At 73.8% G+C, this 26,584-nt stretch carries 23 protein-coding genes and 3 pseudogenes; 14 read left to right on the top strand and 12 right to left on the bottom strand.

What is annotated here, in order from left to right:
* Positions 1-9: 9 nt before the first annotated feature.
* The 3 genes from Q3Y56_RS02550 to Q3Y56_RS02540 are packed head-to-tail and all read left to right on the top strand — an operon-like array spanning position 10 to position 2,605.
* Positions 10-711 (top strand): ABC transporter ATP-binding protein, encoded by a 702-nt coding sequence (locus Q3Y56_RS02550; RefSeq protein ID WP_304460342.1) that lies wholly within the window; start codon positions 10-12, stop codon positions 709-711.
* Positions 708-1,376: a hypothetical protein gene (locus Q3Y56_RS02545; RefSeq protein WP_304460341.1), complete on the top strand. Its 669-nt coding sequence runs from the start codon at positions 708-710 to the stop codon at positions 1,374-1,376. The genes Q3Y56_RS02550 and Q3Y56_RS02545 overlap by 4 nt, the downstream gene beginning before the upstream one ends.
* On the top strand, positions 1,316-2,605 hold the full coding sequence (locus Q3Y56_RS02540) for a hypothetical protein (RefSeq protein WP_304460340.1): 1,290 nt from the start codon (positions 1,316-1,318) through the stop codon (positions 2,603-2,605). The genes Q3Y56_RS02545 and Q3Y56_RS02540 overlap by 61 nt, the downstream gene beginning before the upstream one ends.
* Positions 2,606-2,669: 64 nt before the next feature.
* Here the strand turns inward: Q3Y56_RS02540 and Q3Y56_RS02535 are convergent, their stop codons facing one another.
* Positions 2,670-3,239, bottom strand: coding sequence for a carboxymuconolactone decarboxylase family protein (locus tag Q3Y56_RS02535; protein ID WP_304460339.1), 570 nt, complete (start codon positions 3,237-3,239; stop codon positions 2,670-2,672).
* 113 nt (positions 3,240-3,352) lie between these two features.
* Here Q3Y56_RS02535 and Q3Y56_RS02530 point away from each other — a divergent pair, with 113 nt between their 5' ends.
* The 3 genes from Q3Y56_RS02530 (at position 3,353) to Q3Y56_RS02520 (ending at position 7,641) form a co-directional block, all read left to right on the top strand.
* A complete protein-coding gene (locus tag Q3Y56_RS02530; RefSeq protein ID WP_304460338.1) occupies positions 3,353-3,862 on the top strand; it encodes a MarR family winged helix-turn-helix transcriptional regulator in 510 nt (169 codons plus the stop codon).
* A gap of 123 nt (positions 3,863-3,985) precedes the next feature.
* Positions 3,986-5,464 (top strand): cellulase family glycosylhydrolase, encoded by a 1,479-nt coding sequence (locus tag Q3Y56_RS02525; protein ID WP_304460337.1) that lies wholly within the window; start codon positions 3,986-3,988, stop codon positions 5,462-5,464.
* A 143-nt stretch (positions 5,465-5,607) separates the two neighbouring features.
* Positions 5,608-7,641 (top strand): APC family permease, encoded by a 2,034-nt coding sequence (locus tag Q3Y56_RS02520; RefSeq protein WP_304460336.1) that lies wholly within the window; start codon positions 5,608-5,610, stop codon positions 7,639-7,641.
* 7 nt (positions 7,642-7,648) lie between these two features.
* Here Q3Y56_RS02520 and Q3Y56_RS02515 read toward each other — a convergent pair whose 3' ends face one another.
* The 3 genes and pseudogenes from Q3Y56_RS02515 to Q3Y56_RS33320 form a co-directional block, all read right to left on the bottom strand.
* Positions 7,649-8,986, bottom strand: coding sequence for a radical SAM protein (locus Q3Y56_RS02515; protein WP_304460335.1), 1,338 nt, complete (start codon positions 8,984-8,986; stop codon positions 7,649-7,651).
* Positions 8,987-9,099: 113 nt separating this feature from the next.
* The gene (locus tag Q3Y56_RS33325; protein ID WP_369696700.1) at positions 9,100-9,363 is read right to left on the bottom strand and encodes a hypothetical protein; all 264 of its coding nucleotides are present in this window, start codon (positions 9,361-9,363) and stop codon (positions 9,100-9,102) included.
* 143 nt (positions 9,364-9,506) lie between these two features.
* Positions 9,507-10,013 (bottom strand): annotated as a pseudogene (locus Q3Y56_RS33320) (ATP-dependent DNA ligase); the annotation flags it as partial.
* Positions 10,014-10,217: 204 nt separating this feature from the next.
* Between Q3Y56_RS33320 and Q3Y56_RS02505 the strand changes: the two are divergent.
* Positions 10,218-10,916: an alpha/beta fold hydrolase gene (locus Q3Y56_RS02505; RefSeq protein WP_304460334.1), complete on the top strand. Its 699-nt coding sequence runs from the start codon at positions 10,218-10,220 to the stop codon at positions 10,914-10,916.
* Positions 10,917-10,964: 48 nt separating this feature from the next.
* On the opposite strand, the pseudogene Q3Y56_RS02500 reads toward Q3Y56_RS02505, so the two are convergent.
* The 3 genes and pseudogenes from Q3Y56_RS02500 to Q3Y56_RS02490 all read right to left on the bottom strand — a co-directional run.
* Positions 10,965-13,078 (bottom strand): annotated as a pseudogene (locus tag Q3Y56_RS02500) (xanthine dehydrogenase family protein molybdopterin-binding subunit).
* Positions 13,075-14,169, bottom strand: a complete 1,095-nt coding sequence (locus Q3Y56_RS02495; RefSeq protein ID WP_304460333.1) for a xanthine dehydrogenase family protein subunit M — start codon at positions 14,167-14,169, stop codon at positions 13,075-13,077. The pseudogene Q3Y56_RS02500 and the gene Q3Y56_RS02495 overlap by 4 nt, the downstream one beginning before the upstream one ends.
* Positions 14,170-14,396: 227 nt before the next feature.
* Positions 14,397-14,936 (bottom strand): annotated as a pseudogene (locus tag Q3Y56_RS02490) ((2Fe-2S)-binding protein); the annotation flags it as partial.
* A gap of 223 nt (positions 14,937-15,159) precedes the next feature.
* On the opposite strand from Q3Y56_RS02490, the gene Q3Y56_RS02485 reads away from it, so the two are divergent.
* Entirely contained in the window at positions 15,160-15,594 is a 435-nt protein-coding gene (locus tag Q3Y56_RS02485) for a DUF2267 domain-containing protein (protein WP_304460332.1), read from the top strand.
* An 80-nt stretch (positions 15,595-15,674) separates the two neighbouring features.
* Positions 15,675-16,082 (top strand): YidB family protein, encoded by a 408-nt coding sequence (locus Q3Y56_RS02480; protein WP_304460331.1) that lies wholly within the window; start codon positions 15,675-15,677, stop codon positions 16,080-16,082.
* Positions 16,083-16,318: 236 nt separating this feature from the next.
* On the opposite strand, the gene Q3Y56_RS02475 is transcribed toward Q3Y56_RS02480, so the two are convergent.
* Positions 16,319-17,038 carry a VOC family protein gene (locus Q3Y56_RS02475; RefSeq protein WP_304465449.1) on the bottom strand — a complete coding sequence of 240 codons (720 nt, stop codon included), beginning with the start codon at positions 17,036-17,038 and terminating at the stop codon, positions 16,319-16,321.
* Between the two features lie 301 nt (positions 17,039-17,339).
* On the opposite strand from Q3Y56_RS02475, the gene Q3Y56_RS02470 reads away from it, so the two are divergent.
* Positions 17,340-18,404 carry an NAD-dependent epimerase/dehydratase family protein gene (locus Q3Y56_RS02470; protein WP_304460330.1) on the top strand — a complete coding sequence of 355 codons (1,065 nt, stop codon included), beginning with the start codon at positions 17,340-17,342 and terminating at the stop codon, positions 18,402-18,404.
* Between the two features lie 71 nt (positions 18,405-18,475).
* Here Q3Y56_RS02470 and Q3Y56_RS02465 read toward each other — a convergent pair whose 3' ends face one another.
* The gene (locus tag Q3Y56_RS02465) at positions 18,476-19,282 is read right to left on the bottom strand and encodes a SigB/SigF/SigG family RNA polymerase sigma factor (protein ID WP_304460329.1); all 807 of its coding nucleotides are present in this window, start codon (positions 19,280-19,282) and stop codon (positions 18,476-18,478) included.
* A gap of 272 nt (positions 19,283-19,554) precedes the next feature.
* Here Q3Y56_RS02465 and Q3Y56_RS02460 point away from each other — a divergent pair, with 272 nt between their 5' ends.
* A complete protein-coding gene (locus Q3Y56_RS02460; protein ID WP_304460328.1) occupies positions 19,555-20,067 on the top strand; it encodes a hypothetical protein in 513 nt (170 codons plus the stop codon).
* The gene (locus Q3Y56_RS02455) at positions 20,064-20,753 is read left to right on the top strand and encodes a DUF6766 family protein (RefSeq protein ID WP_304460327.1); all 690 of its coding nucleotides are present in this window, start codon (positions 20,064-20,066) and stop codon (positions 20,751-20,753) included. Before Q3Y56_RS02460 ends, Q3Y56_RS02455 begins: the two co-directional genes overlap by 4 nt.
* Positions 20,754-20,765: 12 nt before the next feature.
* Here Q3Y56_RS02455 and Q3Y56_RS02450 read toward each other — a convergent pair whose 3' ends face one another.
* The gene (locus Q3Y56_RS02450; RefSeq protein ID WP_304460326.1) at positions 20,766-21,092 is read right to left on the bottom strand and encodes a plasmid stabilization protein; all 327 of its coding nucleotides are present in this window, start codon (positions 21,090-21,092) and stop codon (positions 20,766-20,768) included.
* A gap of 123 nt (positions 21,093-21,215) precedes the next feature.
* On the opposite strand from Q3Y56_RS02450, the gene Q3Y56_RS02445 reads away from it, so the two are divergent.
* Positions 21,216-21,602: a hypothetical protein gene (locus tag Q3Y56_RS02445; RefSeq protein WP_304460325.1), complete on the top strand. Its 387-nt coding sequence runs from the start codon at positions 21,216-21,218 to the stop codon at positions 21,600-21,602.
* 357 nt (positions 21,603-21,959) lie between these two features.
* On the opposite strand, the gene Q3Y56_RS02440 is transcribed toward Q3Y56_RS02445, so the two are convergent.
* Together Q3Y56_RS02440 and Q3Y56_RS02435 are read right to left on the bottom strand one after the other, a co-directional pair.
* Positions 21,960-23,495 (bottom strand): amino acid permease, encoded by a 1,536-nt coding sequence (locus Q3Y56_RS02440; protein WP_304460324.1) that lies wholly within the window; start codon positions 23,493-23,495, stop codon positions 21,960-21,962.
* 76 nt (positions 23,496-23,571) lie between these two features.
* Complete coding sequence (locus Q3Y56_RS02435) at positions 23,572-24,633, bottom strand: hypothetical protein (RefSeq protein WP_304460323.1); 1,062 nt, start codon at positions 24,631-24,633, stop codon at positions 23,572-23,574.
* Positions 24,634-25,043: 410 nt separating this feature from the next.
* On the opposite strand from Q3Y56_RS02435, the gene Q3Y56_RS02430 reads away from it, so the two are divergent.
* Positions 25,044-26,480, top strand: a complete 1,437-nt coding sequence (locus Q3Y56_RS02430) for an FGGY family carbohydrate kinase (RefSeq protein ID WP_304460322.1) — start codon at positions 25,044-25,046, stop codon at positions 26,478-26,480.
* Positions 26,481-26,584 lie beyond the last annotated feature (104 nt).

Genomic DNA, 26,584 nt, shown 5'->3' with positions numbered 1-26,584 from the left:
CGAGCGGACATGGGCGGGGACACGGGGGGAGCGCTGCTGCGCCTGAGCGGGGTGAGCCGTACGTACGGCGAACGGCAGGCGCTGCACCCGCTGGACCTCGACGTGGCCGGTGGCACGTGCACAGCGCTGTTCGGCCACAACGGCTCCGGGAAGTCCACCCTGTTGCGCATCGCCGCGGGCCGCGACGCGCCCACCACCGGCCAGGCCCTGTTCGCGGGCCGCCCGGTCCACGAGGACGACCCCGAGGTCCGGGCCCGCGTCGCCGTCGTCGGCGACATGGTCGCCTGCTATCCGGACCTCACCGTCCGCGAACATCTCGAACTGGTCGCCGTCGCCCACGCGGTGGCCGACGCGGACGCCTGGATCGACCATGTGCTGGCCGACCGCCGGCTGTCCGACCACGCCGCCGCTGTGCCCGGATCCCTGTCGTCCGGACAGATGCAGTCCCTGCTGCTGGCCGCCGCGCTCGTCCGGCCACGGGACCTGCTCATCCTCGACGAACCGGAGCAGCGCCTGGACCCCGGAGCCCGCGACCGCCTGGCCGAACTGCTCGTGGCCGAGAAGGCCGACGGCGTCGCGGTGCTCCTCGCCACCCACCAGGCGGAACTCGCCGAAGCGGTCGCCGACCGCATGGTGGCCCTGGAAGACGGCCGGGTGATCGCCGAGGGCACCCCCCAGCAGGTACTGACCCGCCTGGGGCTGCGCGCATGACCGACCGGACGAGAACCGCTGAGCAGGTGCCCGCGCGGGACACGGAGAACGACACGGCCGGGCCCGGCGCGGACGTTGCGGCCAGGCTCGGCGCGGACGTTGCGGCCGGGCTGGGCGCGGACGATGCGGCCGGGCACCGGGCGGACGATGCGGTCGCCCCGTACGGCGATGACGCCGCCGCGCCCGAGGTCGACGACATGTCCGCGCCCGAGCTCGGCGACACCGCCGCGCCCGAGGCCGACGACGACGTCTGGTCCGAGGCCGACGACGACCGCACGTGGGAGGCTCTGCGCTGGCTGCGGGTCAAGCGTCGGGAGCATCGCCGGCAGAAGAGCCGCGATCTCGCCGTCGCCGTCTACGGTGTCCTCCTCATCGTCGTCGGCTACGGCAGCGGCTACGCCTTCCACTTCGTGCGGCAGGCGCACCTCGGCGCCGACTACAGCGGGGCGGGCGAGGCCGTCCGGCAAGCCCTGCCCGCCGTCTTCACTCTGGTCACGGCCGCCGCCGCACTGCTCGCCGCCCGTGACGCGCTGTGGCGCGGCCCGGTCGTCGTCCCGGCCCGACCGTCGGCTGGCTGCTGGCCCAACCGGTCCGCCGGGCGGCCGTGCTGCGGCCGTGGCTGTGGCTCTCCGCCGGGCTCGCCGTGCTCCCCGCCCTGCTCCTGACGGCCGCCGCCGCCACGTTCCTGTACGTCACCGGCGTTGCCACGTTCGGCATGGCGCTGCTCGCCCTCCTTCCCGCCGCCGTATGCCTGCCGCCGCTGACGGTCGCGCTCGCCATGGCCGTGGAGCGCCGGCCCGGTTGGGCGGGGTGCGTACGGCGGTACACACCCGGCGCCGTCGCCCTGCTCATGCTGCTCACGGCGCAGACGGTGCTGGCGGCCCGGGGCCACCGGAGTTCCGTACTGGAGTGGTGTGAGCTGTGGTCCGGGCCGTGGGGCTGGGCGGCCCAGCCCGTGGTGCACGCCTGCGGCGGCACCGCCCCCGCGTGGCCGGCCGCCCTGGCGCTGCTGCTCGCCGCCACCGCCGCCGCCCTCGCGCAGGCACACCGCGACGGCGCCCGGCTGTCCAACGCCGAGCTGCGCCGCCGGGCTTCGACCGTCTCCGCGGTCACGGCGGGCCTGTGGACCATGGACCCGCGGGTCGCCAAGCTGGCGGTCGTGCGGGCCGCGGGCGGCGGCACGGCGGTCCGAGGTGTCCGGCTGCGGCCGCCGCGCGGCCGCCGGGCGGCGATCGTGTGGCGGGACGCGCTGGCCCTGCTGCGCGCCCCGGGCCTGCTGGGCAAGGCGCTCGCCTGGCTGATCTGCGCGTCCGCCACGGCCGGTGCGGCGGCCGCGCTCGGTGGCAGGGCGCGGGTCTTCCTGCTGGCGGTGGCGCTGCTCCTCGGCTACGCGGGGGTGGCCGCGCTCGCCGAGACCGCTCGTCTGGAGACCGACGACGTACGCCGCTCGGCCTGGTCGCCGGTGCGGCTGCGCCACCTGATGCTCCAGCACGCCGTCGTACCCGCGACGGTCGGTGCCCTGCTGGCGGCCCTGGTCGCAGTGCCGTACGCTGCGGCCGGCTCCCTGTGGCCGCTGCTGCTGATGCCGCTGTGCGCGCCGCCGCTCGCGGCCGCCGCGGTGTCCGGGGCATGCCGCGGGCCGGCGCGCACGGACCTGCTGTTCACCGGCGTCAGCACCCCCGTCGGCGACCCCGGTCCGCTGCTGTACGCCTTCTGGTACATGGCCGGGCCGTTGGCGGCGGTGGGGTCGCTGGCCTTTGTCCTCGACGACGCGCTGTCGCACGGGCCCGCCCCGGGCACGGCCGTACGCGTCGCGGCTGTCCCCCTCGCCCTCACCGCCGGGCTGCTGTTCCGCGCCGCCCGCTCCGCCGACCGGCTCGTACGGAACGCATGACGCCCGCGCTCGGGCGACGGCGCCCGGGGAGAGCGCCGAGCCTCGGACGGATCCGGGCCGGGCGTCATGCCGCCGCCGTCTCCTCCTCCCAGGCGAAGGGCCGCAACTGCTCGTCCAGTGGTGCCCCGATCAGCCGGTTCGCCAGCGTCGACATCGTGTAGGCGCCGATGCCCAGGACCACCTCCAGGGCGTTCTGAGCGGTGTAGCCCTGGGCCAGGAACGCCTCCACGGCGGCGTCGGGCACCGCCCCCGCGGTCGCCAGCACATCGAGGGCGAAGACCCGTATCGCCTCCAGGTGCGTGTCGTCCAGCGGCTGTCGCGCACGCAGGGCCGCGACCAGGTCGGGGTGGGCGCCGAGCGCCTGGAGTTTCGCGGTGTGCATCGCCACGCAGACATGGCAGGCGTTGCGGGTGGCGACGGTGAGGATGACGACTTCACGCTCCACGGGGCTGAGGCTCGTCGCCTCGAACAGCCCGCTGAGCTTGAGGAATCCGTCCAGCAGATGCGGCGAGGCGGCCATACGGCCGACGGCCGCCGGCAGATAGCCCAGCCGCTGGGCCACGGCCTCCATCGTCTTGCGGGAGGCGGCGGGCGCCGAGTCCGGCGTGTGGTCGGTGAACGCGTGCGACGGCATTGGGGCATCCTTCCGCGCGCCGTGACACGCCGTGGGATGCGGCGGGGACGGCACAGGCACTAAGATGGACAACGTGGTTGACCAAATCGTAAACCAGGTTGTCGAGTCGCGCAATGGCTGAACGCACCCCTGAATCAACGTCAGAAGCACCGCGAGAACCCCGCGATAGCGCCGGATTCGAGCTCCCGCTGCTGCTGTTCGCGGGATTCCGCTCGATCATCGACCGGCTGCACGCCGAGCTGGCACGCCAGGGCCACCCGGATGTCCGCCCGGCCTTCGGCTTCGCGATGCAGGCCATCGGGCCCGACGGTGCCACCGCGAGCGAGCTGGGGCGGCGGCTCGGCGTCTCCAAGCAGGCCGCGGGCAAGACGGTCGACCGCCTGGTGGGCCTCGGCTACGCCGAGCGGGCGATCGACCTGCGGGACGCGCGGCGCAAGATCGTCCGGCTCACCCCGCGCGGGATCGATTCCCTGCGCCGGTCCGCCGCGATCTTCGAGGAGCTGCGGGCCGAATGGGTCGCGGCGCTGGGGGTGGAGCGCGTCCGCGCGCTGGAGGCGGACCTGCGCACGCTGGCGCCCGGCGGCTTCTTCCGCCTCGACGTCGCGGGCTGGTTCGGCGCGTAACCGCCTCCGGCCGTCCCGGAAAGATGACAAGGCGTCAGGAAAGTTGGTGCCTGACCCTTGCCGACACAACCCGACCAGGTCAGGATCGGCTGCTGCCGGCACCGATCCGACCCGGGAGGCGTCATGCGTCCGCTCCGCGTCGCCACGACACTCGCCCTCGCAGTGGCCCTCCTCCACGCCGTCCCCGCGGCGGAACCGGCACAGGCGCTGGCACCCACGGAACGAGCTGCGCCGTCCCGCGACTGGACGCCACCGTCCGGCACCGTCACCACCCCCGACGGCGTCACGCGCCTCGCCGACCGGTACGGCCGCGCACTCCGGCTGCGCGGGCTGAACCTCGGCAAGACCGACACCGTGACCGAAGAGCACATCGCCCAGCTGGCCCGCGACGGCTTCGACCTCCTGCGGCTCAACATCCAGTGGGAGAAGGTCGAACCGCGCCGCGGCCGCTACGACACCCGCTATCTGCGCTCTCTCGACCGGGTCCTGGACTGGGCCGACCGCCACCGGGTCCTGGTCCTGGTCGACTGGCACCAGGACGTCTACGGCCCGGCGTTCGGGCACAACGGGATCCCCGCATGGGCCACCCGCACCGACGGCCTGCCCTTCGAACCGAACCCCGACGACTGGTTCGCGGACTACTTCCAGCCCGCCGTACAGGCCGCCTTCACCCACCTGTACGACGACGCCGACCTGCGCGCCGCCCAGACCGCCGCCTACGCCGAGGTCGCCGCCACCCTGCGCGGACACCGCTCCCTGCTGGGCTACGACCTGTTCAACGAGCCCTTCGGACCCGTTCCGGGGGACCCCACCGACCCCGACGACCAGGCCGACGCCGCCGCCGCGCTCGAACGCGGCCGGCTCGCGGCCATGTACCGCAGGCTGATCGGCGCCGTCCGCGCCGCCGACCCCGACGCGTGGCTCTTCCTCGAACCCACCGTCCTGGTCGGCCAGGGCGTGCCCACCAGCCTGCCCGGCTTCGACGACCCGCGGCGCGGCCCGGACCGCCTCGGCTACGCCCCGCACTACTACGACACCGCCGTCGAATCGGGCGCCGACTGGGACCCGTCGAGCCGCTTCATCGAGAACTACGAAGCCGCCATCGGCGCCTACCCCGCCGCCCACCGGCTTCCGGTGCTCGTCGGCGAATGGGGCCCGCCCAAGGCCACCAGCCCCGGAAACGCCGAGCTGATACGACGCCAGGTGGCCTCCATGGACGGCTTCGCCTCCGGCTGGGCCATGTGGTACGACTGCCGTGCCGAGGACGGCGGCGGCTACTGCGTCCGCGAGCGGGACGGCAGCCCCGCCCCCGGCAAGGAGCCCGCCTTCGCGCCCCACGCGCGGGCGGTGGCCGGCGCCCCGGGCCCCGAGTCCTACGACCCGGCCACCCGGACGTACACCCTCACCCTGACCGCCGACCGCACCACGCGGCGCGCCTGGACCCTCCTCAGCCTGCCCGCCACCGCCTTCCCCGACGGGGCGCGGGTCTCGGTGACCGGCGGAGGCACGGTGGTCGTGGCCACGCGGCCGGGCGAGGCGGAGGTGCTGCTCCCGGCGGCCCGTCCGGGCGCCACGGTACGGGTGACGGCGACCGCCCGCTGACCCTGGGGCGACGGCAGGAAAAGGTCTCGGCCCGCCGCCGGGTACGCCCGAATGCCGGTACCTCCGTCTGCCATTCGTACGTACAGCCCGGGCGCGGCCGGTGAACAGCGGGGGAACGGCGCCCGCCCTGAGACGCTCGCACCGTGATCCACGTGACCGAGCTGCTCAAGCGTCTGGTGATCGGCCGCGCCAAGCGCAGCGAGGAGCTGCACGAGACGCTGCTGCCCAAGCGCCTCGCCCTGCCGATTTTCGCGTCGGACCCGCTGTCCTCCGTGGCGTACGCCACCCAGGAGATCCTGCTCGTCCTGACCCTCGGCGGGCTGGCGTATCTGCACTTCACCCCGTGGATCGCCGCCGCCGTCGTCTTCCTGATGACCGTCGTGGTGCTCTCCTACCGCCAGGTGGTGCACGCCTACCCCAGCGGCGGCGGCTCCTACGAGGTGGCCTCCACCAACCTGGGGCCCGCCGCCGGGCTCGTCGTCGCCGCATCCCTGCTGGTCGACTACGTGATGACGGTGGCGGTCTCGGTCGCCTCGGGAGTGGACAACATCATCTCGGCGGTGCCCGACCTGGACTCCCACCGGGTGGGCATCGCGCTGGGCTTCGTGGCCCTGCTCACCGCGGCGAACCTGCGCGGCATCAGGGAGTCGGGCCGGGCGTTCGCCGCCCCGACCTACCTGTTCATCGCCGGCGTGCTGATCATGGTCGGTACGGGGCTGTTCCGGTACCTCGTGGGCGACGCGCCGGTCGCCGAGAGCGCGGCGTACGACATCGAACCCGAGCCCGGCGACGCGGACCTGGCCGGACTGGCCCTGATGATGCTGGTCCTGCGCGCCTTCTCCAGCGGCTGCACGGCGCTGACCGGAGTCGAGGCCATCTCCAACGGCGTACCGGCCTTCCGTAAGCCCAAGTCGAAGAACGCGGCGTCCACGATGGCGGCGATGGGCCTGATCGCCATCGCGATGTTCAGCGGCGTCACCACGCTCGCCGTGGTCGCCAAGGTGCACATCGTCGAGGACCCCTGCCACCTCGTCGGTCTCGCCGACTGCGGGGACCACACCCAGCGCACCGTCATCGCCCAGCTGGCCGCCGCCGTCCTCGGCGGCGACAGCAGCGTCGGCTTCTACTACATCCAGGCGGCCACCGCCCTGGTGCTGATCCTGGCCGCGAACACCGCCTACAACGGCTTCCCGCTGCTGGGCTCGATCCTCGCCGAGCACCGCTACCTGCCGCGCCAGCTGCACAACCGGGGAGACCGGCTCGCCTTCTCCAACGGCATCCTGGCGCTGGCCATCGTCGCCGGCGCCCTGCTGTGGGCCTACAAGGCCAACGTCACCGACCTCATCCACCTCTACATCCTGGGCGTCTTCACCTCCTTCACGCTCTCCCAGTCCGGCATGGTCCGGCACTGGAACCGCGCACTGCGCGCCACGCCGGACCCCGCCGCCCGCCGCCGCTACCACGTGGCGCGCGTCGTCAACGCCACCGGCGCCGTCATCACCGGCCTGGTCCTGGTGATCGTGCTGGCCACCAAGTTCGTCCAGGGCGCCTGGCTGGCGGTGCTCGCCGCCGTCCTGCTGTGGCTGATGATGCGCGGCATCCGCCGCCACTACGACGCCACGGCCGCCGAACTCGCCGTCACCGACCCGCGCGACGAACTCGCCCCGCCCTCCCGGGTGCTGGCCATCGTCCTGGTCTCCACCGTGCACAAGCCCACCCTGCGCGCCCTGGCCTACGCCCGCGCGCTGCGCCCGGACCGCCTCGAAGCCCTCACCGTCGCCGTCGAACGCGAAGAGGCCGCCGAGCTGGAGCAGCGCTGGGCGCAACTGGACGTCGACGTGCCGCTGAAGGTCCTCGACTCCCCGTACCGCGAGATCACCCGGCCCGTGGTGGAGTACGTGCGCTCCATCCGGCGCACCAGCCCGCGCGACGTGATCAGCGTCTACATCCCCGAGTACGTGGTCGGCCGCTGGTGGGAGAACCTGCTGCACAACCAGTCCGCGCTGTGGCTCAAGAGCCGACTGCTGTTCACGCCCGGCGTGATGGTGACCAGCGTGCCGTGGCAGCTCAGCTCCTCCATCCGCGCCGACCGCCCGGCGCCCCGCGCCCCGGGCTCGGTGCGGCGCGGCGAGCCGCCCAGCCCCGCCGCGTCCCACCACCGGCCCGGCACGCGCTGACGAACGCCTAGCGCGAGAGGGCCACCGGGTCGTCCTCCAGCGGCAGGCTGTCCATGAAGGAGCTGACGGAGAACACCGCGCGCCCCGGACCGGGCGGCCCGTATCCGGGCGGCGAGGTCAACCCGAACTCCTCCAGCGTCGCGCGGTACACCTCCAGCAGCCGGATGTGGTACTCCAGCGGCGCGCCCTGCGGATTGGCCTTCCCCAGCGGGGTGGTGGGCTCCGGGCACCAGGTGGTGAACCGCGGGGTGATGCCCCGCGACATGAAGTACCGCAGCCCCTCGGCCGTGGAGTCGATCGCCTCGTCGACGGACGTGAAGCCGAACGGCTCCGCCATCTCCACGCCCGCGACGAAGTTCGGGATCACGTTGCGCGGGCCGAAGACCTCGGCGGAGTCCAGGATCCGCCGGTGCCACTCGTCGCGGCCCACATAGCGCTCCTTGCCCGGGCAGTACAGCTCGAACAGCCGCCGGTCCCACACCTCGTAGTTGGGGTGGTAGATCCGCACCCCGTAGTCGTGGAACCGCTGGACGTCGGCCTTGGGCAGGGCCTGCGCCACGACCTTGCCGATCCACCGGCCGGGGAAGCGCTCCTCGATGGCCTGCGCGTAGTGCCCGTAGAAGTCGGCCTCGTCCCGGCCCGCGACCTTGGAGGTGATGGAGCCGCCGGTCAGGGTGTACGCCGTGGAGGCGCGGGCGGTGTCGTACTTGTCGATGATCTCCAGTGCCTCCAGCACCTCCTCCACCGGCTTGACCCCGGTGTAGGGGCGCCCGGCCGCCTTGTGCTGGCGCCAGTTGTGGTTGATGTCGCAGTACTGGCACTCCTCCTTGGCGCCGAAGTACTGGCAGACGCGGAACACCGTCAGATAGATGAGGTAGCCCCACTGGATGGTCGGCGCGACCTCCATCACCGACTTTCCGCCTGACAGCTTGTGCCGGTAGTACTCGGGCATCGGCGGCAGCCCCACGTCGGCGATCCGCGTCCCGTCGAGATAGAGCCCCAGCGCGCCGTCGTCGCCCGCCATCACCCGGTACGGGGAGGCGGGGTTGACGCGCACCGAGACCACCGTGCGGCGCAGCTCGTAGGGCCCGCCGGTGAGCACGATCTCCTCCGGCGGGCGGCGCAGCGCCGCGGCGCCCAGCTCGGGCAGGGTGCGGTGGTCGAAGGAGAAGATGAAGTACGACTTCGGCTTGACCTCGCCGGACGCCTCGTCCGCGCTGTCGCTGAGCGCCGACTCGTCGAAGGCGATGCCGCCGCGCAGCAGGTCCTCCTTGATCACGGCTTCACGTGGCACATGGGGGAAACGCCCCATCAGATCCTCGACCAACGCGGTACGGCTCTGCATGCGCGGCTCCTGCCGTCGTTCCGTTACTCCCTGCGGCCCATTCTGGCAACCCCTGCGTACCGCTTTGCGCACCGGGGTCCTGTTGTGTCCTCAGGTGCCGGGGGGCCGCGTCCTCAGCTGCCGAGGGGCCCGCGCAGGCCCCGCCACACCGGCGCGCGCAGCCGCCCCCCGCGGGTCCATTCGAGGAACTCCACCTCGCCGCCGAGCACGGGCCGCACCCAGCGGACCGGCTGGGTCAGGTCGACGGCGCTCGTGTCCTGAAACGGCGGCGCGGGCGTCTGAAGCGGGCACAGCAGTCCGGCGAGGCGGCGGCTCTCCTGCTCGGAGAAGCCCGTGCCCACCGACCCCGCGTAGCGCAGTCCGCCCTCCCCGCCCACCCCGACCAGCAGCGAGCGGACCGCGGCGGCCGCGGGTCCCTGGGCACCCAGCCGCCGACGAGGATGTCGACCGTGCGGACATGCTTGGTCTTGATCCAGTTACGGGACCGCCGACCGGGTTCGTAGCGCGAGGACACGCGCTTGGCGACCACGCCCTCCAGACCCTGCTCCCGGGTCCAGGCCAGGGCGGTCTCACCGCGGCCCGGCGGCCAGTACGGGGGGACGGCGACGTACGGGGCAGGGAACACCAGCCCCTCCAGCAGCCGCCGCCGCTCGGCGTACGGCAGCCCCACCGTGGACCGCCCGGCCAGATGCAGCACGTCGAAGAGCATCAGCGTGACCGGTACGGTCCGCGCCACGGCCCGCACCCGCGCCGGACGCGTGAGGCCCATCCGCTGCTGCAGCCGCCCGAAGTCGGGGCGGCCGCGCTCGTCCAGGGCGACGATCTCGCCGTCCAGGACCGCGGTGAGCCCGGGCACGGCGACGGCGCCGAGCTCGGGATACTCGGCGGTGATCCGCCGACCGGTGCGGCTGACCAGCCGCGCGGTCCCGTCGCCCGGCAGATAGGCCAGCGTCCGGACGCCATCCCACTTGACCTCGTACGCCCAGTCGGCCGCGCCCGTCGGCAGCGCGCCCAGGGTCGCCAGCATCGGCGCCAGCTCCGGAAGCCCCGGTGGCGCCGAACCGGCCGCGGAGGTGGACGGGGGAGAGGCCATACCCGATCACACAGCAGCAGCCCCGCACCCCGGGCGGCCGACGCGCCGCACGGAGGTGAAACGATCCCCGCATGGTGGACACGTGCGTCCCGCGCGGGTTCCGGAGTGGTTGTCAGACCGCCCCGCTAGGTTGCCGCCATGACGGAATTCGTACTGGTTGCAGGCGCGTGGCTCGGATCGTGGGCGTGGGACGAGGTGGTGCCGCGGCTGCGCGAGGCCGGTCACGGCGCCCACCCGTTGACGCTGTCCGGCCTCGCGGACAGGCAGGGGGTGCCGGCCGGGCAGCAGACCCATGTCCAGGACATCGTCGACCAGGTCGAACGCCATGACCTGCGCGACGTCGTCCTGGTCGGGCACAGCTACTCGGGCATTCCGGTCGGTCAGGCCGCCGAGCGGATCGGCGACCGGCTGGCCCGCGTGGTCTTCGTCGACTCCAATGTCCCGGCCGACGGCGAGTCATTCGTCTCCGGCTGGTGGGAGGGCCCGGCGAAGCTGGAGGCTTCGATCATCGGGAACGGCGGCTTCTGGGCGCCGCTGACCGCGGCCGACTGCGACGGCCAGGGCCTCACCGACGAGCAGATCGCACGGCTCGTGGGTGGCGCGACGCCGCACCCGGGCGCCTCTCTGGCCGAGCCGGCCGTGCTGGCGCGGTCACTGGGCGAGCTTCCGGCCACGTACATCAAGTGTCTGCTCGACGGCGCCGAGCCGAGCGACGACGTGGCCGAGCTGCTGACCAGCGAGCGCTGGCGGCTGGTCGAGATGGACACCGGCCACTGGCCGATGTTCTCCCAACCGGGCGAGCTGGCGCGGATCCTGCTCGACGCGGCCGGGAGGTGACCGCGGTTCCCTGCCGAGGCCGTCGTCCGGCTCGGTGGCGATGCCGCCCTAGCCGCCGGCCGTCTGCCACTCACCGAGGCCCGGCAGCAGCGACTCCGGGCGGACGGGCAGGTCCCGTACGCGTACGCCGGTCGCGTGCCGGACCGCGTTGGTGACGGCGGCCGCCGTGCCGACGATGCCGATCTCGCCGATGCCCTTGGAACCCATCGGATTGAGCAGGGAGTCCCGCTCCTCGACCCAGTACGCCTGGACGTCGGGCGCGTCCGCGTTCACGGCCACGTGGTACGACGCCAGGTCGCGTTCGGCGTGGTCGCCGAAGGCCGGGTCCATGGTGCTGTGCTCCATCAGGGCCATCGACAGGCCCATCGTCATGCCGCCGACCAGTTGGGAGCGGGCCGTACGCGGGTTGAGGACCCGGCCGATCGCGAAGACCCCGAGCAGCCGCCGCACCCGGGTCTCCCCGGTGTCCATGTCCACCGCCACCTCGGCGAACTGCGCGCCGAAGGCCCGCCGTGCGACGTCCTCCGAGAGGGCCGCCACCTCGTCCTCGGTGTCGACCCGCACCGACAGCCCCGACTCCGGCAGCGGGCCGCGCTGTTCGGCCACGGCGCGCGCCAGCGAGCGGCACGCCTTGTGCACGGCCCAGCCCCAGGACGCGGTCCCGGCCGAGCCGCCCGCCAGCGGCGCCCGCGGCAGATCGCTGCACCCGATCTCGATCCGCACCAGGTCCACCGGGACGTCGAGGGCGTCGGCGGCGATCTGCGCCAGCACCGTGCGCGCCCCGGTGCCGATGTCGGTGGCGTTGACCCGGACCTCGAAGCCGCCCCCGGCGGCGGTGCGGGCCTCGGCGTGCGAGGGGCCGACCTCCGCCGGATAGCCGGAGGCCGCCACACCGGTGCCGATCAGCACCCGGCCCGCGGCGCGGCTGCCGGGGCGCGGATCGCGGTGCTCCCAGCCGAAGCGGCGCGCCCCCTCCCGCAGGCAGTCGGCCAGCCCGCGGCTGCTGAACCGCCGCCCCGAATCGGGCTCGACCGGGGAGTCGTTGCGCAGCCGCAGCTCCACCGGGTCGATCCCGCAGGCGACGGCCAGCTCGTCCATCGCCGACTCCAGCGCGAACATTCCCGGGCACTCCCCGGGCGCCCGCAGCCAGGACGGCGTCGGCACGTCCAGCCTGGTCAGCCGGTGCGTGGTGCGGCTGTTGGGGCTGACGTACATCGTCCTGGAGGGGAGCGCGGCCTGCTCGGTGAACTCCCGTACGGTCGAGCTGTACGTGAACACCTCGTGCGCGAGCGCGGAGATCCGGCCGTCGGCGTCCGCGCCGATCCGCATCCGCTGCTCGGTGCCCGCCCGATGCCCACCACTGCCGCCATCTGTGGCCGGGGCAGCGCCAGTTTGACCGGACGGCCGGTGGCCATGGCCGCCATCACCGCCAGCACCACGTGCGGCCGCGGCGTCCCCTTGCCGCCGAACCCGCCGCCGACGTGCTCGGACACGACCGTGATCCGCTCCGGTTCCAGGCCGAACAGCCCGGCCAGGGTGTCGCGGACCAGAGTGGCGCCCTGGCTCGAGTCGTACACGCGCAGCCGCCCGCCCGCCCACACCGCGGTCGCGGCATGCGGCTCGATCGGGTGGTTGTGCAGGGCGGGGATGCGGTAGACGGTGTCGATCCGCACCGGCGCGGCCGCGTAGGCGGCGTCGAAGTCGCCGCGCTCCCGGTCGGCGGGGAAGCCGCCGTTGGCGTGCTCCGGCGCGTACAGGCCCGGATGGGCGGCGTGGAACCGGACGTCGTGCGGCTCCTGCGCGTACTCCACGTGCACCGCCTCGGCCGTGGCCCGCGCCGCCTCCACGGTGTCCGCGACGGCGAGCGCGACGAACTGCCCGCGGTGCGCCACCCGCGGCGACTGGAGCACCAGCAGCGTCGGGTCGTCGGCCCCGCCCAGCCGGGGCGCGTTGTCGTGGGTGAGCACGGCCAGCGCGCCGGGTTCGGCCAGGGCCCGTCCGGTGTCGATCGCGGTGATCTGCCCCTTGGCGATCGCCGCGGGCACCGGCCAGGCGTGGACGCAGCCGTCGACGGGGTGCTCGGCCGCGTACCGGGCGGCGCCGGTCACCTTCGCGCGGCCCTCCAGCCGGACCACCGGCTCCCCGGTCCCGCCGTGGCTCATGGACCCTCCTCGGTAGGGGTACGGTCCGTGTCGCCCTGCGCGGTAGGGTCCGCGCCGCCGTGCGTGGCAGGGTCCGTGTCGCCCTGCCCGGTACGGTCCGTGTCGCCCTGCGCCGTGGTGAGCCCGGCGAGGGTCCGTACCGCCACATGGCGCAGCAGCGGCAGTTTGAACGCGTTGTCGCGCAGCGGCTCCGCCGGGGCCAGCTCGGCGTCCACGGCCGCGGCGTACGCCTGCTCGGTGGCCGGGCCGCCCAGCAGCCGCCGCTCCGCGGTCCGCGCCCGCCACGGCTTGTGCGCCACCCCGCCGAACGCGAGCCGCACCCGGCGGACGGTGCCGTCCGCGACCTCCAGCGCGGCGGCGGCCGAGACCAGCGCGAACGAGAACGAGGCCCGGTCCCGGACCTTGCGGAAGGCGGAGTACGCGGCCTCCGGCACCTCGGGCAGCTCGACGTGGGTGATGAGGTCGCCGTGGGCCAGCTCGGTGTCGCGGTCCGGACGGTCGCCGGGCAGCCGGTGCAGCTCGTCGAGGGGCACGGTGCGCGGCCCGTCGGGTCCCAGGATGTGGACGTCGGCGTCCAGCGCGGCCAGCGCGACGGCCATGTCGGACGGGTGCGTGGCCACGCAGTGCTCGGAGGCGCCGAGCACGGCCAGGTCGCGGTGCACGCCTTCCCGCGCCGGGCACCCGGTGCCGGGGGCGCGCTTGTTGCACGGCTTGCCGGTGTCCTGGAAGTACAGGCAGCGGGTGCGCTGGAGCAGGTTGCCGCCGACGGTGGCCGCGTTGCGCAACTGGCCGGAGGCGCCGGACAGCAGCGCCTGGGAGAGCAGCGGGTAGCGGAGGCGCACCGCGGGGTCGGCGGCCAACTCGCTGTTGGTGACGGTGGCTCCGATGAGCAGCCCGCCGCCGGGCGTGGGCCGCACGCCGCCGTACGGCAGCCCGGTGACGTCGATCAGCAGCTCGGGGCGTTCCACGCCGAGCTTCATCAGGTCCACCAGGTTGGTGCCGCCGGCCAGATAGCGGGCCGTGGGGTAGGCGCGCAGGGCGGCCACCGCCGCCTCGGGGTCTGCCGCGCGCTCGTACCGGAAGGCCTTCACGGGGTATCACTCCCCGCGCCGCCGGCCGCCCCGCCCGGTCCGGTGGCTCCTCCGGCGGCCGCTCCCTGCCGTCCGGTGGCTCCTCCGGCGGCCGCTCCCTGCCGTCCGGTGGCTCCTCCGGCGGCCGCTCCCTGCCGTCCGGTGGCTCCTCCGGCGGCCGCTCCCTGCCGTCCGGTGGCTCCTCCGGCGGCCGCCGCTCTCTGTCGTCCGGTGGCAGCTCCGGCGCCGGCGGCGTCGCGCACCGCGCCGACGATGTTCACGTACGCGCCGCACCGGCAGAGGTTGCCGCTCATGCGCTCCCGGATCTCCGCCTCCTCGGGCGGCACGGGCGCGCCGGCGGGGTGGCCGCGGTCGGTCACCAGGCTGGGCAGGCCGGCCGCCAGCTCGTCCAGCACACCGGCGGCGGAGCAGATCTGACCGGGCGTGCAGTAGCCGCACTGGAAGGCGTCCCGCTCCAGGAACGCCTCCTGGAGCGGATGCAGCCGCGACCCGTCCGACAGGCCCTCGACGCTGGTGATCCGCGCGCCGTCGTGGGCCACGGCCAGCAGCAGGCAGCTGTTCATCCGCAGCTCGTCCACGAGCACCGTGCAGGCGCCGCACTGCCCGTGGTCGCAGCCCTTCTTGGCGCCGGTCAGATCCAGCCGCTCGCGCAGCACGTCCAGCACGGTGGTGCGGTGGTCGACCACCAGGTCACGGGCGGCCCCGTTCACGTACAGCGTGATCCGGGACGTGTGCTCCGCCGTGTCCGCCGCGTCGGACGTCTCCATACCTGCCTCACCTGCCTCCTCGCCCGGCCGGGCGACCGTCGGCGCGGGCAACGTCCGCACACCGGGTGCGGACATGACTCCGGTATCCGGAAGGGGAGCTTCCGAAACGGTGGTGGCGGCACGTCACCCGCAGGCAGGCCCGCCCTTCGTGGCGTGATTGGCGCGAGGGCCTGCGGGAACCCGGTCGGCGAGGGTCCGGGACGCCGACCGAGGGGTGCTGATCATGCGCTACGAGGAACTGACAGGTCTGGTCCAGAACCGGGCGGGGCTGCCCGACCGGCAGTCCGCGGAGCGGATCCTCCGGGCGGTCCTGGAGACCCTCGGCGAGCGGATCCCGGACGGGCTGGCTGACCATGTGGCGGCGCAGCTCCCGGGCGAGGCGGCGGTGTCCCTGCGGCGGGCCGGGCTGTCCCACGAGGGCTCCCCGGAGGAGCGGGCCTATCGGCGCGAGCACGGTGAGCGGTTCGACCTGACGGGGTTCGCGGGGCGGGTGGCGTGGCGCGCGCGGACATCGGAGGAGCGGGGGCTGGAGGAGGCCGCGGCCGTCTTCGAGGTGCTGGACTCGGCGGTGAGCCCCGAGCTGTCCGAGCGGCTGTACCACGCGCTGCCGCACGACATCCGGGAGCTGATGCCCGAGGGGCGGGTCACCGGCCGGTGACGCCCTGGCATGCCGTTCCCTGTTGGTTTGGGTAGATTCATGGCGATGCCGCTTTGCATCATGTAAGGAAGGGCGCAGCGATGGCGGGTAATGACCTGGAAGCCCTGCTCGGCGGGCTGCTCGGTGCCGGACGTGGTGGCCCGGCGCATCTGATGGGGTCGCTGCTCAGTGCCCTCGGCGCCGGCAGCGGCAGCGGGGGGAACGCGCTGGACCGGCTGATGGAGCAGCTGCGGGACGGCGGGCTCGGTGACCAGGCGGATTCCTGGGTGAGTACGGGGGCCAACGACCCCATCAGCGGCCCGGAACTCGCGCAGGGACTGCCGTACCAGGTGCTGGAGTACGTCGCCGAGGAGGCGGGCATCTCCCCGGAGACCGCCGCCGACCAGCTGGCCGAGGTGCTCCCGGAGGCGGTGGACAAGCTCACCCCGGACGGCACGGTGCCGCAGGGCTCGCTGGAGGACGCCCTCACGGAGCGGCACGGCGGCTGAGCCGTACCGCTCCGCGCGACGCGGCGGCCGGATCACCGGCTGGGCCGCGTCCACAGGCGCAGCAGCCGGTCTCTTACGCCGGCCGATCGCCGATCGCCCTCGGCCACTGCGGCCCGCTGCTGCCACCGCCGTGACCGGTACGGCGGCGACCTGGCAGCCGGCATGGGTCCGGCCCGTGGGCCCTGAGGTCACGGCCCGGCCCTGGGGCCCTGGCGTCACGTGGCGGGGCCCTGGCGTCACGTGGCCAGGACCGTGAAGAGCCCGCCGTCCGGGTCGCGCAGCGTGGCCTCCTTGCCCAGCCGGGAGGCGTGCGGCGACTGCGTCACCGTGCCCCCGGCGGCCCGCGCCGCGCGCACCGCCTCCTCCACGTCGGCGACCTTGAAGTACACGTGCCAGCGGGGGCGGACATGCGGGTCGGGCGCCGCCTCCACGGCGCCGCCGCTGATCCCCGCGACCTCCACCGACTCGGCCCGGACGATCACCTGGTCGCCCTTGTAGACGACGTCGCAGCCGCCCTCGCCCTCCGAGGCCCAGTTGAGCACCCCCGCGTAGAAGATGGCGGCGGCGAAGGTGTCGCGCGTGCGCAGCTCCAGCCAGGCGGGCGCGCTGCCGCGCCCGACCGACCAGTGCGGCAGCTGCCCCTGCCAGATCCCGAACACCGCGCCGTCGGGGTCCGCGGCGAGCGCCGCCCGGCCCTTGCCGAAGTTGATCGGGCCGACCGCGACCGTGGCGCTGCGCTCCCGGATCCGGGCGGCCGCCGCGTCGGCGTTCTCCACGGCGAAGTACGGGGTCCAGGACACCGCCATCTGGTACGTGTGCGCGACCGCGCCGATCCCCGCCACGGGCGCCCCGTCGGCGAACGCGACGCAGAAGCCCTCCTCCGGCGCCCCGGAGCGGAACGTCCAGCCGAGGACCGATCCGTAGAACTCCTGGATCGTCTCCATGTCCCGGGACATCAGACTCACCCAGCAGGGCGCTCCCACCACTGCTTCTCTCGTCGCTCTCGCCGCACTCGCCGCCGACATGAGACTCGCCCAGCTCCTCTTCCGCGCCCACACCGACGTGCCCTCCGCCCCGCGGTGGCAGAGGGTACGGGCCACGATCGTCACAGCCGCTGAGTACGGGTTCCCAGGTCACACCGGCACTAACTCACTCTTTCGGGGTGCTTGGCGGGCGCCGTTCACATGATCGGGCCACCGGGTTTGCCCCTGGGGATCTCGGGTACCCCGGTAGGCCCACCCGCGAAGGGAGGAAGACATGACGAGCCGCACTCCGCAGGAGCCGGGGCCGTCGCGCGTCGTGGTCGTCGGCGCCACCGGCAACGTCGGCACCGCGGTGGTGCGCTCGTTGGGAGAGGATCCCGCGATCGGGTCGATCGTGGGGATCGCCCGGCGGGAGCCGCTGTGGGACGCGCCGAAGACCGCTTGGGTGAGCGCGGACATCGGGGCGGACCAGGCGGACCTCGTCGGGCACTTCGCGGGGGCGGACGCGGTCGTCCACCTGGCGTGGCGGTTCCAGCCCGCGCGCGACCCGGCCACGACCTGGCGGACGAACGTCACCGGCAGCCTGGCCGTCTTCGACGCCGTGGCGGCCGCGGGCGTGCCCGCCCTCGTGTACGCCTCGTCCGTCGGGGCCTACTCGCCCGGCCCCAAGGACCAGGCGGTGGACGAGAGCTGGCCGACGCACGGCTGGCCCGAGGCCGCGTACCCCCGCGAGAAGGCGTACGTCGAGCGCGTCCTGGACGCCTTCGAGTTGCGCCACCCCGGCGTGCGCGTGGTGCGCATGCGACCCGGCTTCATCTTCCAGCGGGCCGCGGCCGCCGAGCAGCGCCGGCTGTTCGCCGGGCCGCTGGTGCCGGGCCGGCTGGTCCGCCCGGGGCTGGTGCCGGTGGTCCCGGACCTGCCGGGCCTGCGGTTCCAGGTGCTGCACGCCGACGACGCGGCCGAGGCCTACCGGCTGGCGGTCACCGGGTCCGCACGCGGGGCGTTCAACCTCGCCGCCGATCCGGTCGTGGACGCCCGCCTCCTGGCCGAGCTGCTGCGGGCGCGGGTGGTGCGGCTGCCTGCCGCCGCCGCGACCGCGGCCCTGTCCGCGCTGTGGCGGCTGCACGCCGTCCCCGCCACACCGGGCCTGCTGCGCACGGTCCTGCGGCTGCCGGTGATGGACACCGGCCGCGCCGCCGAGGTGCTGGGCTGGCACCCCCGGTACAGCGCCCGCGAGGCGCTGGCGGAGCTGCTGACCGGCCTCCGGGAGGGGGCGGGGGCGCCGACGCCGCCGCTGCGCGGTCGCGGCCGCGGGTGGGAGGCCATGCCGGGCTGGTAGCCGCCGCATGAGGTCCACAAGGCCGGTTCGGCGTCGAGGTCCATGTCGAGGTTCATGAGGCCGGTTCGGCGTCAGGCCGGGTCGGCCATGACGCGGTCCCGCAGCGTGGCACAGGTCCGGCTCAGGAGCCGGGAGACGTGCATCTGCGAGATCCCGAGCTCCTCGGCGATGCGGCTCTGCGACATGCCGCGGAAGAAGCGGAGGTAGAGGATCTGCCGCTCCCGGTAGGGGAGGCTGCGCAGCTGGGGCTTGAGCGCCTCGCGGTCCACCACCCAGTCGTAGCCCGGTTCCAGGTCGCCCAGTGTCTCGGTCAGCGAGTAGCCGTCCTCGGTGCCCGGCAGCTCGGCGTCCAGGGAGAGCGGCGAGTAGCTGTTCATCGCCTCCAGGCCGAGCCGCACCTCCTGGTCGCTCAGGTGGGCGTAGGCGGCGATCTCCTGCACGCTGGGGCCGCGCTGGTCGAGCGAGTACGACAGCTCCCGTTCGGCGACCCGCACCTGGTTGCGGAGCTCCTGGACCCGGCGGGGCACATGCGTGCCCCACATATGGTCCCGGAAGTGCCGCTTGACCTCGCCGACGACCGTGGGGACGGCGAAGCTCGCGAAGGTGTTCCCGCGCGCGGGGTCGTAGCGGGCGACGGCCTTGACCAGCCCGAGCGCGGCGATCTGCTGGAGGTCCTCCAGGGACTCGCCGCGGTTGCGGAACTGCCGGGCCAGCCGGTCGGCCATGGGCATCCAGGCGCTGACCACCTGCTGCCGGAGCGCGTTCTTCTCCGGACCGTCCGGAAGCGCGGCGATCTTCTCGAACATCTCCGCCGTGTCCGGGGCGTCGTCGTGCGGATGCCGCGCCGAGGGACGCCTGGCCTGTGTACGTACGCTCATGTCGGAGAGCTCCAGGATCGGTGGTGAGCGGAGCACCAGCGGGAGCGTGCGCGACCGGGACCCAAGGCGACGGTCCCGGGTGCGACCGGACCCGCGGAGAGTGCCTCCGGTCCGAAGCACCTGTTGTGTACGGGCCACGTGTCAATGCCGCGCTCCAACGGGACGAAGCATGACAATCAACCCATCACCTCCACCGTAGCCATCCTGAAAGATCACCGCATCCGGCTGACTCCGCGGCGCTGCCTCGGGCGGTGAGCCATCGGAGGGATGCCATGCGAGAACCCCGGCGGCGGGTCGCCGCCGCGTCCGTGCTGGCCGCGCTCGTGCTGGTCGGCGGCGCCGGCTGCGCGACCCTGGGCGAGCGGCGTTCGGCCGCCCGCGCCGCCGCCCTCGGGTTCGAGCGGGCGCTGCTGGCCGCGGACGGCGCCGCCGCCTGCGCGGCCCTGGCCCCCGAGACCCGCGAGGAGGTGGCGCGGTCCGCCGAGTCCCGCTGCCGCGAAGCGGTCCTGGCGGAGGAGCTGCCCGCCGCGGGTGCCGTGCGCGAGGTCGATGTCCACGGCCGGCAGGCCCGTGTGGTGCTCGCGTCGGACACCCTGTTCCTCTCGCGCTTCCGGGCGGGCTGGAAGGTGGTCGCGGCGGGGTGCGTCCCGCGCCCCGGCCGCCCCTACCAGTGCACCGTGAAGGGCGGGTGGCGGCCGCCGATGAGGACGATGTTCACCCTGTGCCTGCTGATCATCGCGGCCGGGCTCGCGTACAGCATCGTGCTGGGGGCGATCCAGCGATGACATCCGTGCGCGGGTTCGTGCGGGAGAACGGGCTCGGTCTGGCCTTCGGCAGCGCGTTCCTGGTCGCTCTGGCCGGTCAGGCGGTCGCCGGCCACGCCGAATTCAACAACGAGCTCACCGCCGACGGGCTGCAGCCGATGGGCTTCGGCGCCTACCTCGCCTCGTCGGACTTCGCCGTCGACGTCATGGAGAACTGGCAGTCGGAGTACCTGCAGTTCTACCTCTACCTCTACCTCTATCTGACCGTCTGGCTGGTGCAGCGCGGCTCACCCGAGTCCAAGGCCCTGGGGCGGGAGGGGCACGAATCCGACGAGGAGCAGCGCATCGGCCGCTACGCCACGGCCGACTCGCCGCGCTGGGCCGGCGTCGGCGGCTTCCGGCAGAACCTCTACGCCACCTCCCTCGGCCTGGTCATGGGAGGGGTCTTCGTGCTGTCGTGGTTCGCCCAGTCCATCACCGGTGTCGCGGCCTTCAACGAACGGCGGCTGCGCGGGCTGGAGGCGCCGACGAACTGGGGCGGCTACCTCGGCTCGGCCGACTTCTGGAGCCGTACGCTGCAGAACTGGCAGTCGGAGTTCCTGGCCATCGCCTCCATGGCGGTGCTCTCGATCTACCTGCGGCAACGGGGGTCGCCCGAGTCCAAGCCGGTGGGAGCCCCGCACGCCGCGACGGGGGTCGCGGGCTGAGGGGCCCTTGGCCTACTTCCCCAGGGCGTTCTTGAGCTGCTCCTTGTTCATCTGGGACCGGCCCTCGATGTTCTTTTTCTTGGCTTCCTCATAGAGCTGGTCCTTGGTCGGGCCCTTCGGCCCCGACGGCCCCGACCGCTGCCCGCCCCGGCGGGAGGAGGACATGTCCTGGATCGACGTACGGCTCGCGGTGCGCGACTCCCCGGAGCGGGCGCGCTCCTTGTTCACCGTCCGGGCGGCGATCTCCTTCGCGCGCTTGTCGCTCTCGCCGCGCTGCTTCGCGCTGTCCTTGATGTGTTCGTACTGGCGTTCGCGCTTGGGGCTCGATCCCCTGGGCATGACGGGACACCTCGTTCTCTTCCCCGTTCCCTGCTGTGACGCTTCCGGGTTCCCCGGCCGACCGATCCCTAACGGCACCCGCGGGCCGCGTTTGACGGCCTCGGAAGCGGTTACCCGGGAGCAATGAGTGCTCAGCTGAGTTCGGCGCGCGTCGGGGTCTGCGTCTCCGGGGACCGGGACGACGCGTACCGCGTGTTCGACGTCCTCAAGGCCGCGTTCCCGGCGACGAACGCCGGGGTGCGCGAGAAGGCCACCGTCTCGCCGCCGGACGCCGCCGCCCACGGCCCCACGGTCTGGTCCATCGTGGTGGAGGCGAGCGGCCGCGGGACCGCCGAGGGCCCGGTCGGGCTGGACGAACCGATCGCCGTCGACCTGTACGGCACCGGTCCGGAGCTGCGCTGGGTGCGCGACGTGCTGGAGAGCGCGTTCGGCATCGACAGCGAGCAGCACGTCTCGGGCGAGCACGAGATGGAGGTCCGGCTCCGGCTGAGCCCGACCGTGACGAGGTAGCCCGACCGCGACGAGGGTGACCACACCCGGGGTGTGCGCATTTCAGCCAAGTCCAGGGGTGGTATCTTTCCGGAGATTTCGTCTCACAATGCGCTGTGTCGCGGCGAGTTGCGATCGTGGAGGCAGCTTCCGGCGGCTCCACTGCGTCTCTCTTTGGAGAGAGCCAGAAAGGAGGGGCGTCGTGAACTGCACCCAGTGTGGAGCCCCGGTCATCCAGGGACCGAGCGGCAGTTGGAGCTGCAACAACTGCGGAGCCGCGGGTTGAGGTCCGTCCCCGCCGTACGGCGGGGACGGTTCCTCATGCCGCCCGGGGCCGAAGCCGTTTCACCGGCGGCCGGCGGGCGGGCGTGAAGCCGCTCACACGATCCCTTCCGCTATCTCCTTCTGCTCACGCGCCGTCCCGTACGCGGACGGCGCGCCCTGCGGCGTGCCGTACGACCGGCGGGCGACGTACCACCACGCCGTGGCCAGCAGCAGCACCACCGCCAGGGCGACCGCCGCGTAGTTCATCGAATCGACCGTCACCGGGCGGGACTGCGGCAGGCAGAACAGCACCGTCACCACCGCCACCCAGCACACGGCCACCCAGCCGACCGGCCGGCTCCAGCGACCCAGCCGCCAGGGGCCGGGCCGGAACCGGTCCCCGGCGCGCAGCCGCAGGAAGATCGGGATCGCGTAGGCCGGGGTGATGCCGATGACGTTGATGGCCGTCACCGCCCCGTAGGCCGTCTCGGAGTACAGGGACGGCGCCGCGAGCACCGCGGCCACGCCCACCGACAGCCACACCGCCGCGACCGGGGTCTGCGTACGGGAGCTGACCCGCCGCCAGAGCCCCGAACCCGGCAGCGCGCCGTCCCGGCTGAACGCGAACACCATCCGGCTGGCGGCGGCGACCTCCGCGTTGCCGCAGAACAGCTGCGCCACGATCACCACGAGCAGCAGCAGCTCGGCGCCGGTCGTACCGAGCCCGTCGAGGAAGATCTGGGCCGGCGGCACACCCGTGTCGCTCTCCAGCGTGCCGGAGTAGTCCTGGATGGCGAAGGTCAGCCCGGCCAGCAGCACGAACCCCGCCAGCCACGACACCCAGATCGAGCGCACTATGCCGCGGGCCGCGGACACCGACGCGCGCGAGGTCTCCTCCGACAGGTGCGCGGAGGCGTCGTAGCCGGAGAAGGTGTACTGCGCCAGCAGCAGCCCGATCGCCGCCACGTACAGCGGGTTGGACCAGCCGGTCTCGTTGGCGAACTCGGAGAACGCGAACGACGCCGAGCGGTGCTGGTCCGGCACCACCGCCAGGGTGGTCACGATCACCGCGACGCCCGCCAGATGCCACCAGACGCTGATGGAGTTGAGCACGCTCACCAGCCGTACGCCGAACAGGTTGAGCACCGCGTGCAGCAGCAGGATGCAGCCGAATATGACCATGGTCTTCTCCGGAGTGGGCTCGAACCCGAACTCCAGGTTCAGCAGCGCGCCCGTGAACAGGGCGGCGCCGTAGTCGATGCCGGCGATGGCGCCCAGCAGTCCGAGCAGGTTCAGCCAGCCCGTGTACCAGCCCCACTTCCGGCCGCCGAGCCGGTCGGCCATGTAGTACAGCGCCCCCGACGTCGGGTACGCGCTGGTGACCTCGGCCAGCGCCATGCCGACGCACAGCACGAAGAGCCCGACACCGAGCCAGCCCCACAGCATCACCGCCGGGCCGCCGGTCTTCATGCCGAACCCGTACAGCGTCATGCAGCCGGACAGGACGGAGATGACGGAGAAGCTGATGGCGAAGTTCCCGAAATCGCCCATGCGGCGGGCCAGCACCGGCTGATAGCCGAGCTCCCGTAACCGCTGCTCCTCGTCCCGCTGTTCGGATTGGCTCGAACTCGTCCATGTCGTACGGGACATATGCGTACCTCCGGAAGGGAGAGGGTGTGGGGGGACAGGGGGACAGCCGGGGGGGAGAGAGCGCGCGTGCGAGCGCTCAGCCGTGGGGCGCGGGGCCGGGGTCGCGTCCGCGCCCGGGATCCGGGTCGCGGCCCGGGCCGGGGCCCGGGTCGCGCGCGGCGGCCAGACAGCGGCCCCGGGCGCGCAGGAAGACCTCCTCGGCCCGCTCGGGGCCGCCGTCCGGGCCGTCGGGGTGCCGGTGCGCCCACGGCGCCGGGGTGAAGTAGGGGCCGAGCGCCGCGAACACCCGGGCCGCGTCGGCGAACCGCAGCGCACCCCAGAGCGCGTGCGCCAGGTGGTTCAGATCCAGCAGCGAGGACGCGGCGGGGTCGGCGTGGTCGAACCAGTCCCGCAGCGCCCGCCGCGCGTCCCGGACCGCCTCCTCCGTGGTCCAGTGCAGATCCAGGGCCCGCTTGTAGCCGTGCCCCTCCCGGAACCGCTCGACGTGCACGTACAGCGGCATCGCCTGGAGCGCCGAGCCCACGGGCGCGCACGAGGCCACCCACTGCGCGTAGTTGACCGCCTCCGCGAGCGGCCCGCCGTCGCGTCGCGCGTACACGAACTGCAGCATCCGGTGGTACGCCTCCCGGTTGAACGGGTCCCGCCGGTGCGCCTCGCCCAGCAGCCCCCACGGACCCGGGAACAGCATCGGCTCCGGCGGCCGCAGCCGGTGCTCCGCCAGGTGCTGCCGGTGGTCCAGCTGCGCCAGGGCCAGCAGGCAGATCCACGGCACCGGGTCGGCGGGCGCGCCGCGCGCGGCCGCGTGGCACGCCTCCCACGCCTCCTGCCGCAGCTCACGGGTGTGCCGGTGGCCTTCGCGGTGGGCGCGTACGGTGCGCTCCACCGCGACTCTCGCGCGCATCACCAGCGCGGCGGTGCTGTCGGGCTCCTCGACCTGCCAGGTGCGCACCACGTTGGACCCGGCCGCGGCCGTCGCCAGCACCTGCGTCCGCCGGGTCCACGACGCCCAGTCCGCGGTCTCGGCCAGCAGGTTCCGCATCGCGACCCACCGCCCGGTGCGCAGGTCCTGCAACGCGATCCGCAGCCCGTTGTCGTAACCCGCCGGGTGGTACACCGGGCGGAACCCGTCCTCGGGCATCAAGCGGCCGCCGCGGCGGCACGAGTGGGGGAGCGGCGGGCGGAGCCGGTGGCGCCGCCGCGGCGTCCGGCGGGAGTCGTGCTGGTCATAAGTCCTCGGAGTCGGCGGGACGCGTCCTGTCCGGGTGCGTGACCGGCCCGCGTCGCGCGGGCGACGTGCCGGAGGGCGGACGCGTCGTGGGGGGTGACACGGTCAGGGAGGTGACGTTCTCGTGCGGGTGACGCTGTCGTGTGCCCCTCTCGTACGGTGCCGCGGCTGGATCCGGAAAGCCCTCCGGCGGACGGACGTTGGCGTTCCGCGCCCGGACGTTGGCGTTCCGCCCGGCAGTCTAGAGTCGGGGCGGCGGCACTCGGGCGACTTTCGCGACGCCCGCGCCGCCGACAGCCCGTGCCGAGTGAAGGAGTCCCGACATGACCGGTCCCGTACTCGCCGTCGACCAGGGCACCTCGGGGACCAAGGCCCTGGTGCTCTGCCCGGAACGCGGAGTCATCGGCTCGGGCACGGCTCCGGTACGGCCCCGCTACGGAGCGGACGGGCTCGTCGAGGCCGACCCGGCCGCGCTGCTCTCCTCCGTCCTCGACGCGGGCCGCCGCGCCCTGGCCGAGGCGGGCGAACCGGTGGTCGCCGCGGGCCTGGCCAACCAGGGCGAGACCGTACTTGCCTGGGACCCGGTGACCGGCGCCGCGCTGACCGACGCGATCGTGTGGCAGGACCGGCGGGCGGAAGGGCTGTGCGCGGAACTCGCCCCGCACGCCGACACGTTGCGGGAGCTCACCGGGCTGCCCCTGGACCCGTACTTCGCGGCCCCGAAGATGGCCTGGATCCGCCGCCACCTCACCCGCGACGGGGTGGTCACCACCAGCGACGTGTGGCTGACCCACCAGCTGACCGGGGCGTTCGTGACGGACGCCGCCACCGCCGGCCGCACCCAGCTGCTCGACCTGGACGACGTCTCCTGGTCCCCGCCCGCCTTGGAGGTCTTCGGCCTGGAAGGGGAGCGGCTCCCGGAGATCGTGGACGCGGGCGGTGACTTCGGCACCACCAGCGCCTTCGGCGCCCCCGTCCCCCTCACCGGCCTCCTGGTGGACCAGCAGGCCGCGTTGCTCGCCCAGAACGTGACCGAACCCGGCACAGCCAAGTGCACCTACGGCACCGGCGCGTTCCTGCTCGCCCAGACCGGCGACCGGCCCCGGCGCAGCACCACCGGCCTGGTCAGCTGCGTGGCGTGGCGGTTCGCCGGACGCACCAGCTACTGCCTCGACGGCCAGGTCTATACCGCCGCGTCCGCCGTACGCTGGCTCGTGGACCTCGGCGTCATCCGCGGCGCGGAGGACCTCGACCCGGTCGGCGGCTCCGTGCCGGACACCGGCGGCACCATCTTCGTCCCGGCACTCGCCGGACTCGCCGCCCCCTGGTGGCGCAGCGACCTGCGGGGCTCGCTGACCGGACTCGGCCTCGACACCTCCGCCGGGCACCTCGTCCGGGCCCTGTGCGAGGGGATCGCCGCCCAGATCGTGGAGATCGCCGACGCGGCCGCCGCCGACACCGGGACCCCGCTGACCGCCCTGCGCGTCGACGGCGGCCTGACCCGGTCCGCACTGCTCATGCAGACCCAGGCGGACCTGCTGCAACGACCGATCGAGGTCTCCGCGCTGCCGGACGTCACCGCGCTGGGCGTGGGCACCGCCGCCCGGCTCGGCCTCGACCCCCGGCTGTCGCTGGCCGACGCGCTGCCCGAATGGAAGCCGGCCGCCGTGTACGAACCGCGCGTCACCCCGGACGAGGCCGCGGAGCGCCGGGCGGCCTTCCGCGCGGCGGTGGCGGCGCTGCCCGCCCACCGCGCGTGACAGCGACACGTACCTTGCCGGGCGTGACTGCCGGGCCTGGGCAGACACGTACCTGCCGGGCGTGACTGCCGGGCCCGGGCACGCTTCCCCCCACCCCAGCACGT

This window comes from Streptomyces sp. XD-27, from assembly GCF_030553055.1.
Classification (GTDB): Bacteria; Actinomycetota; Actinomycetes; order Streptomycetales; family Streptomycetaceae; genus Streptomyces.
The sequence above is the reverse complement of the archived record's forward strand: the minus strand, read 5'-3'. Positions and strand labels throughout refer to the sequence as shown.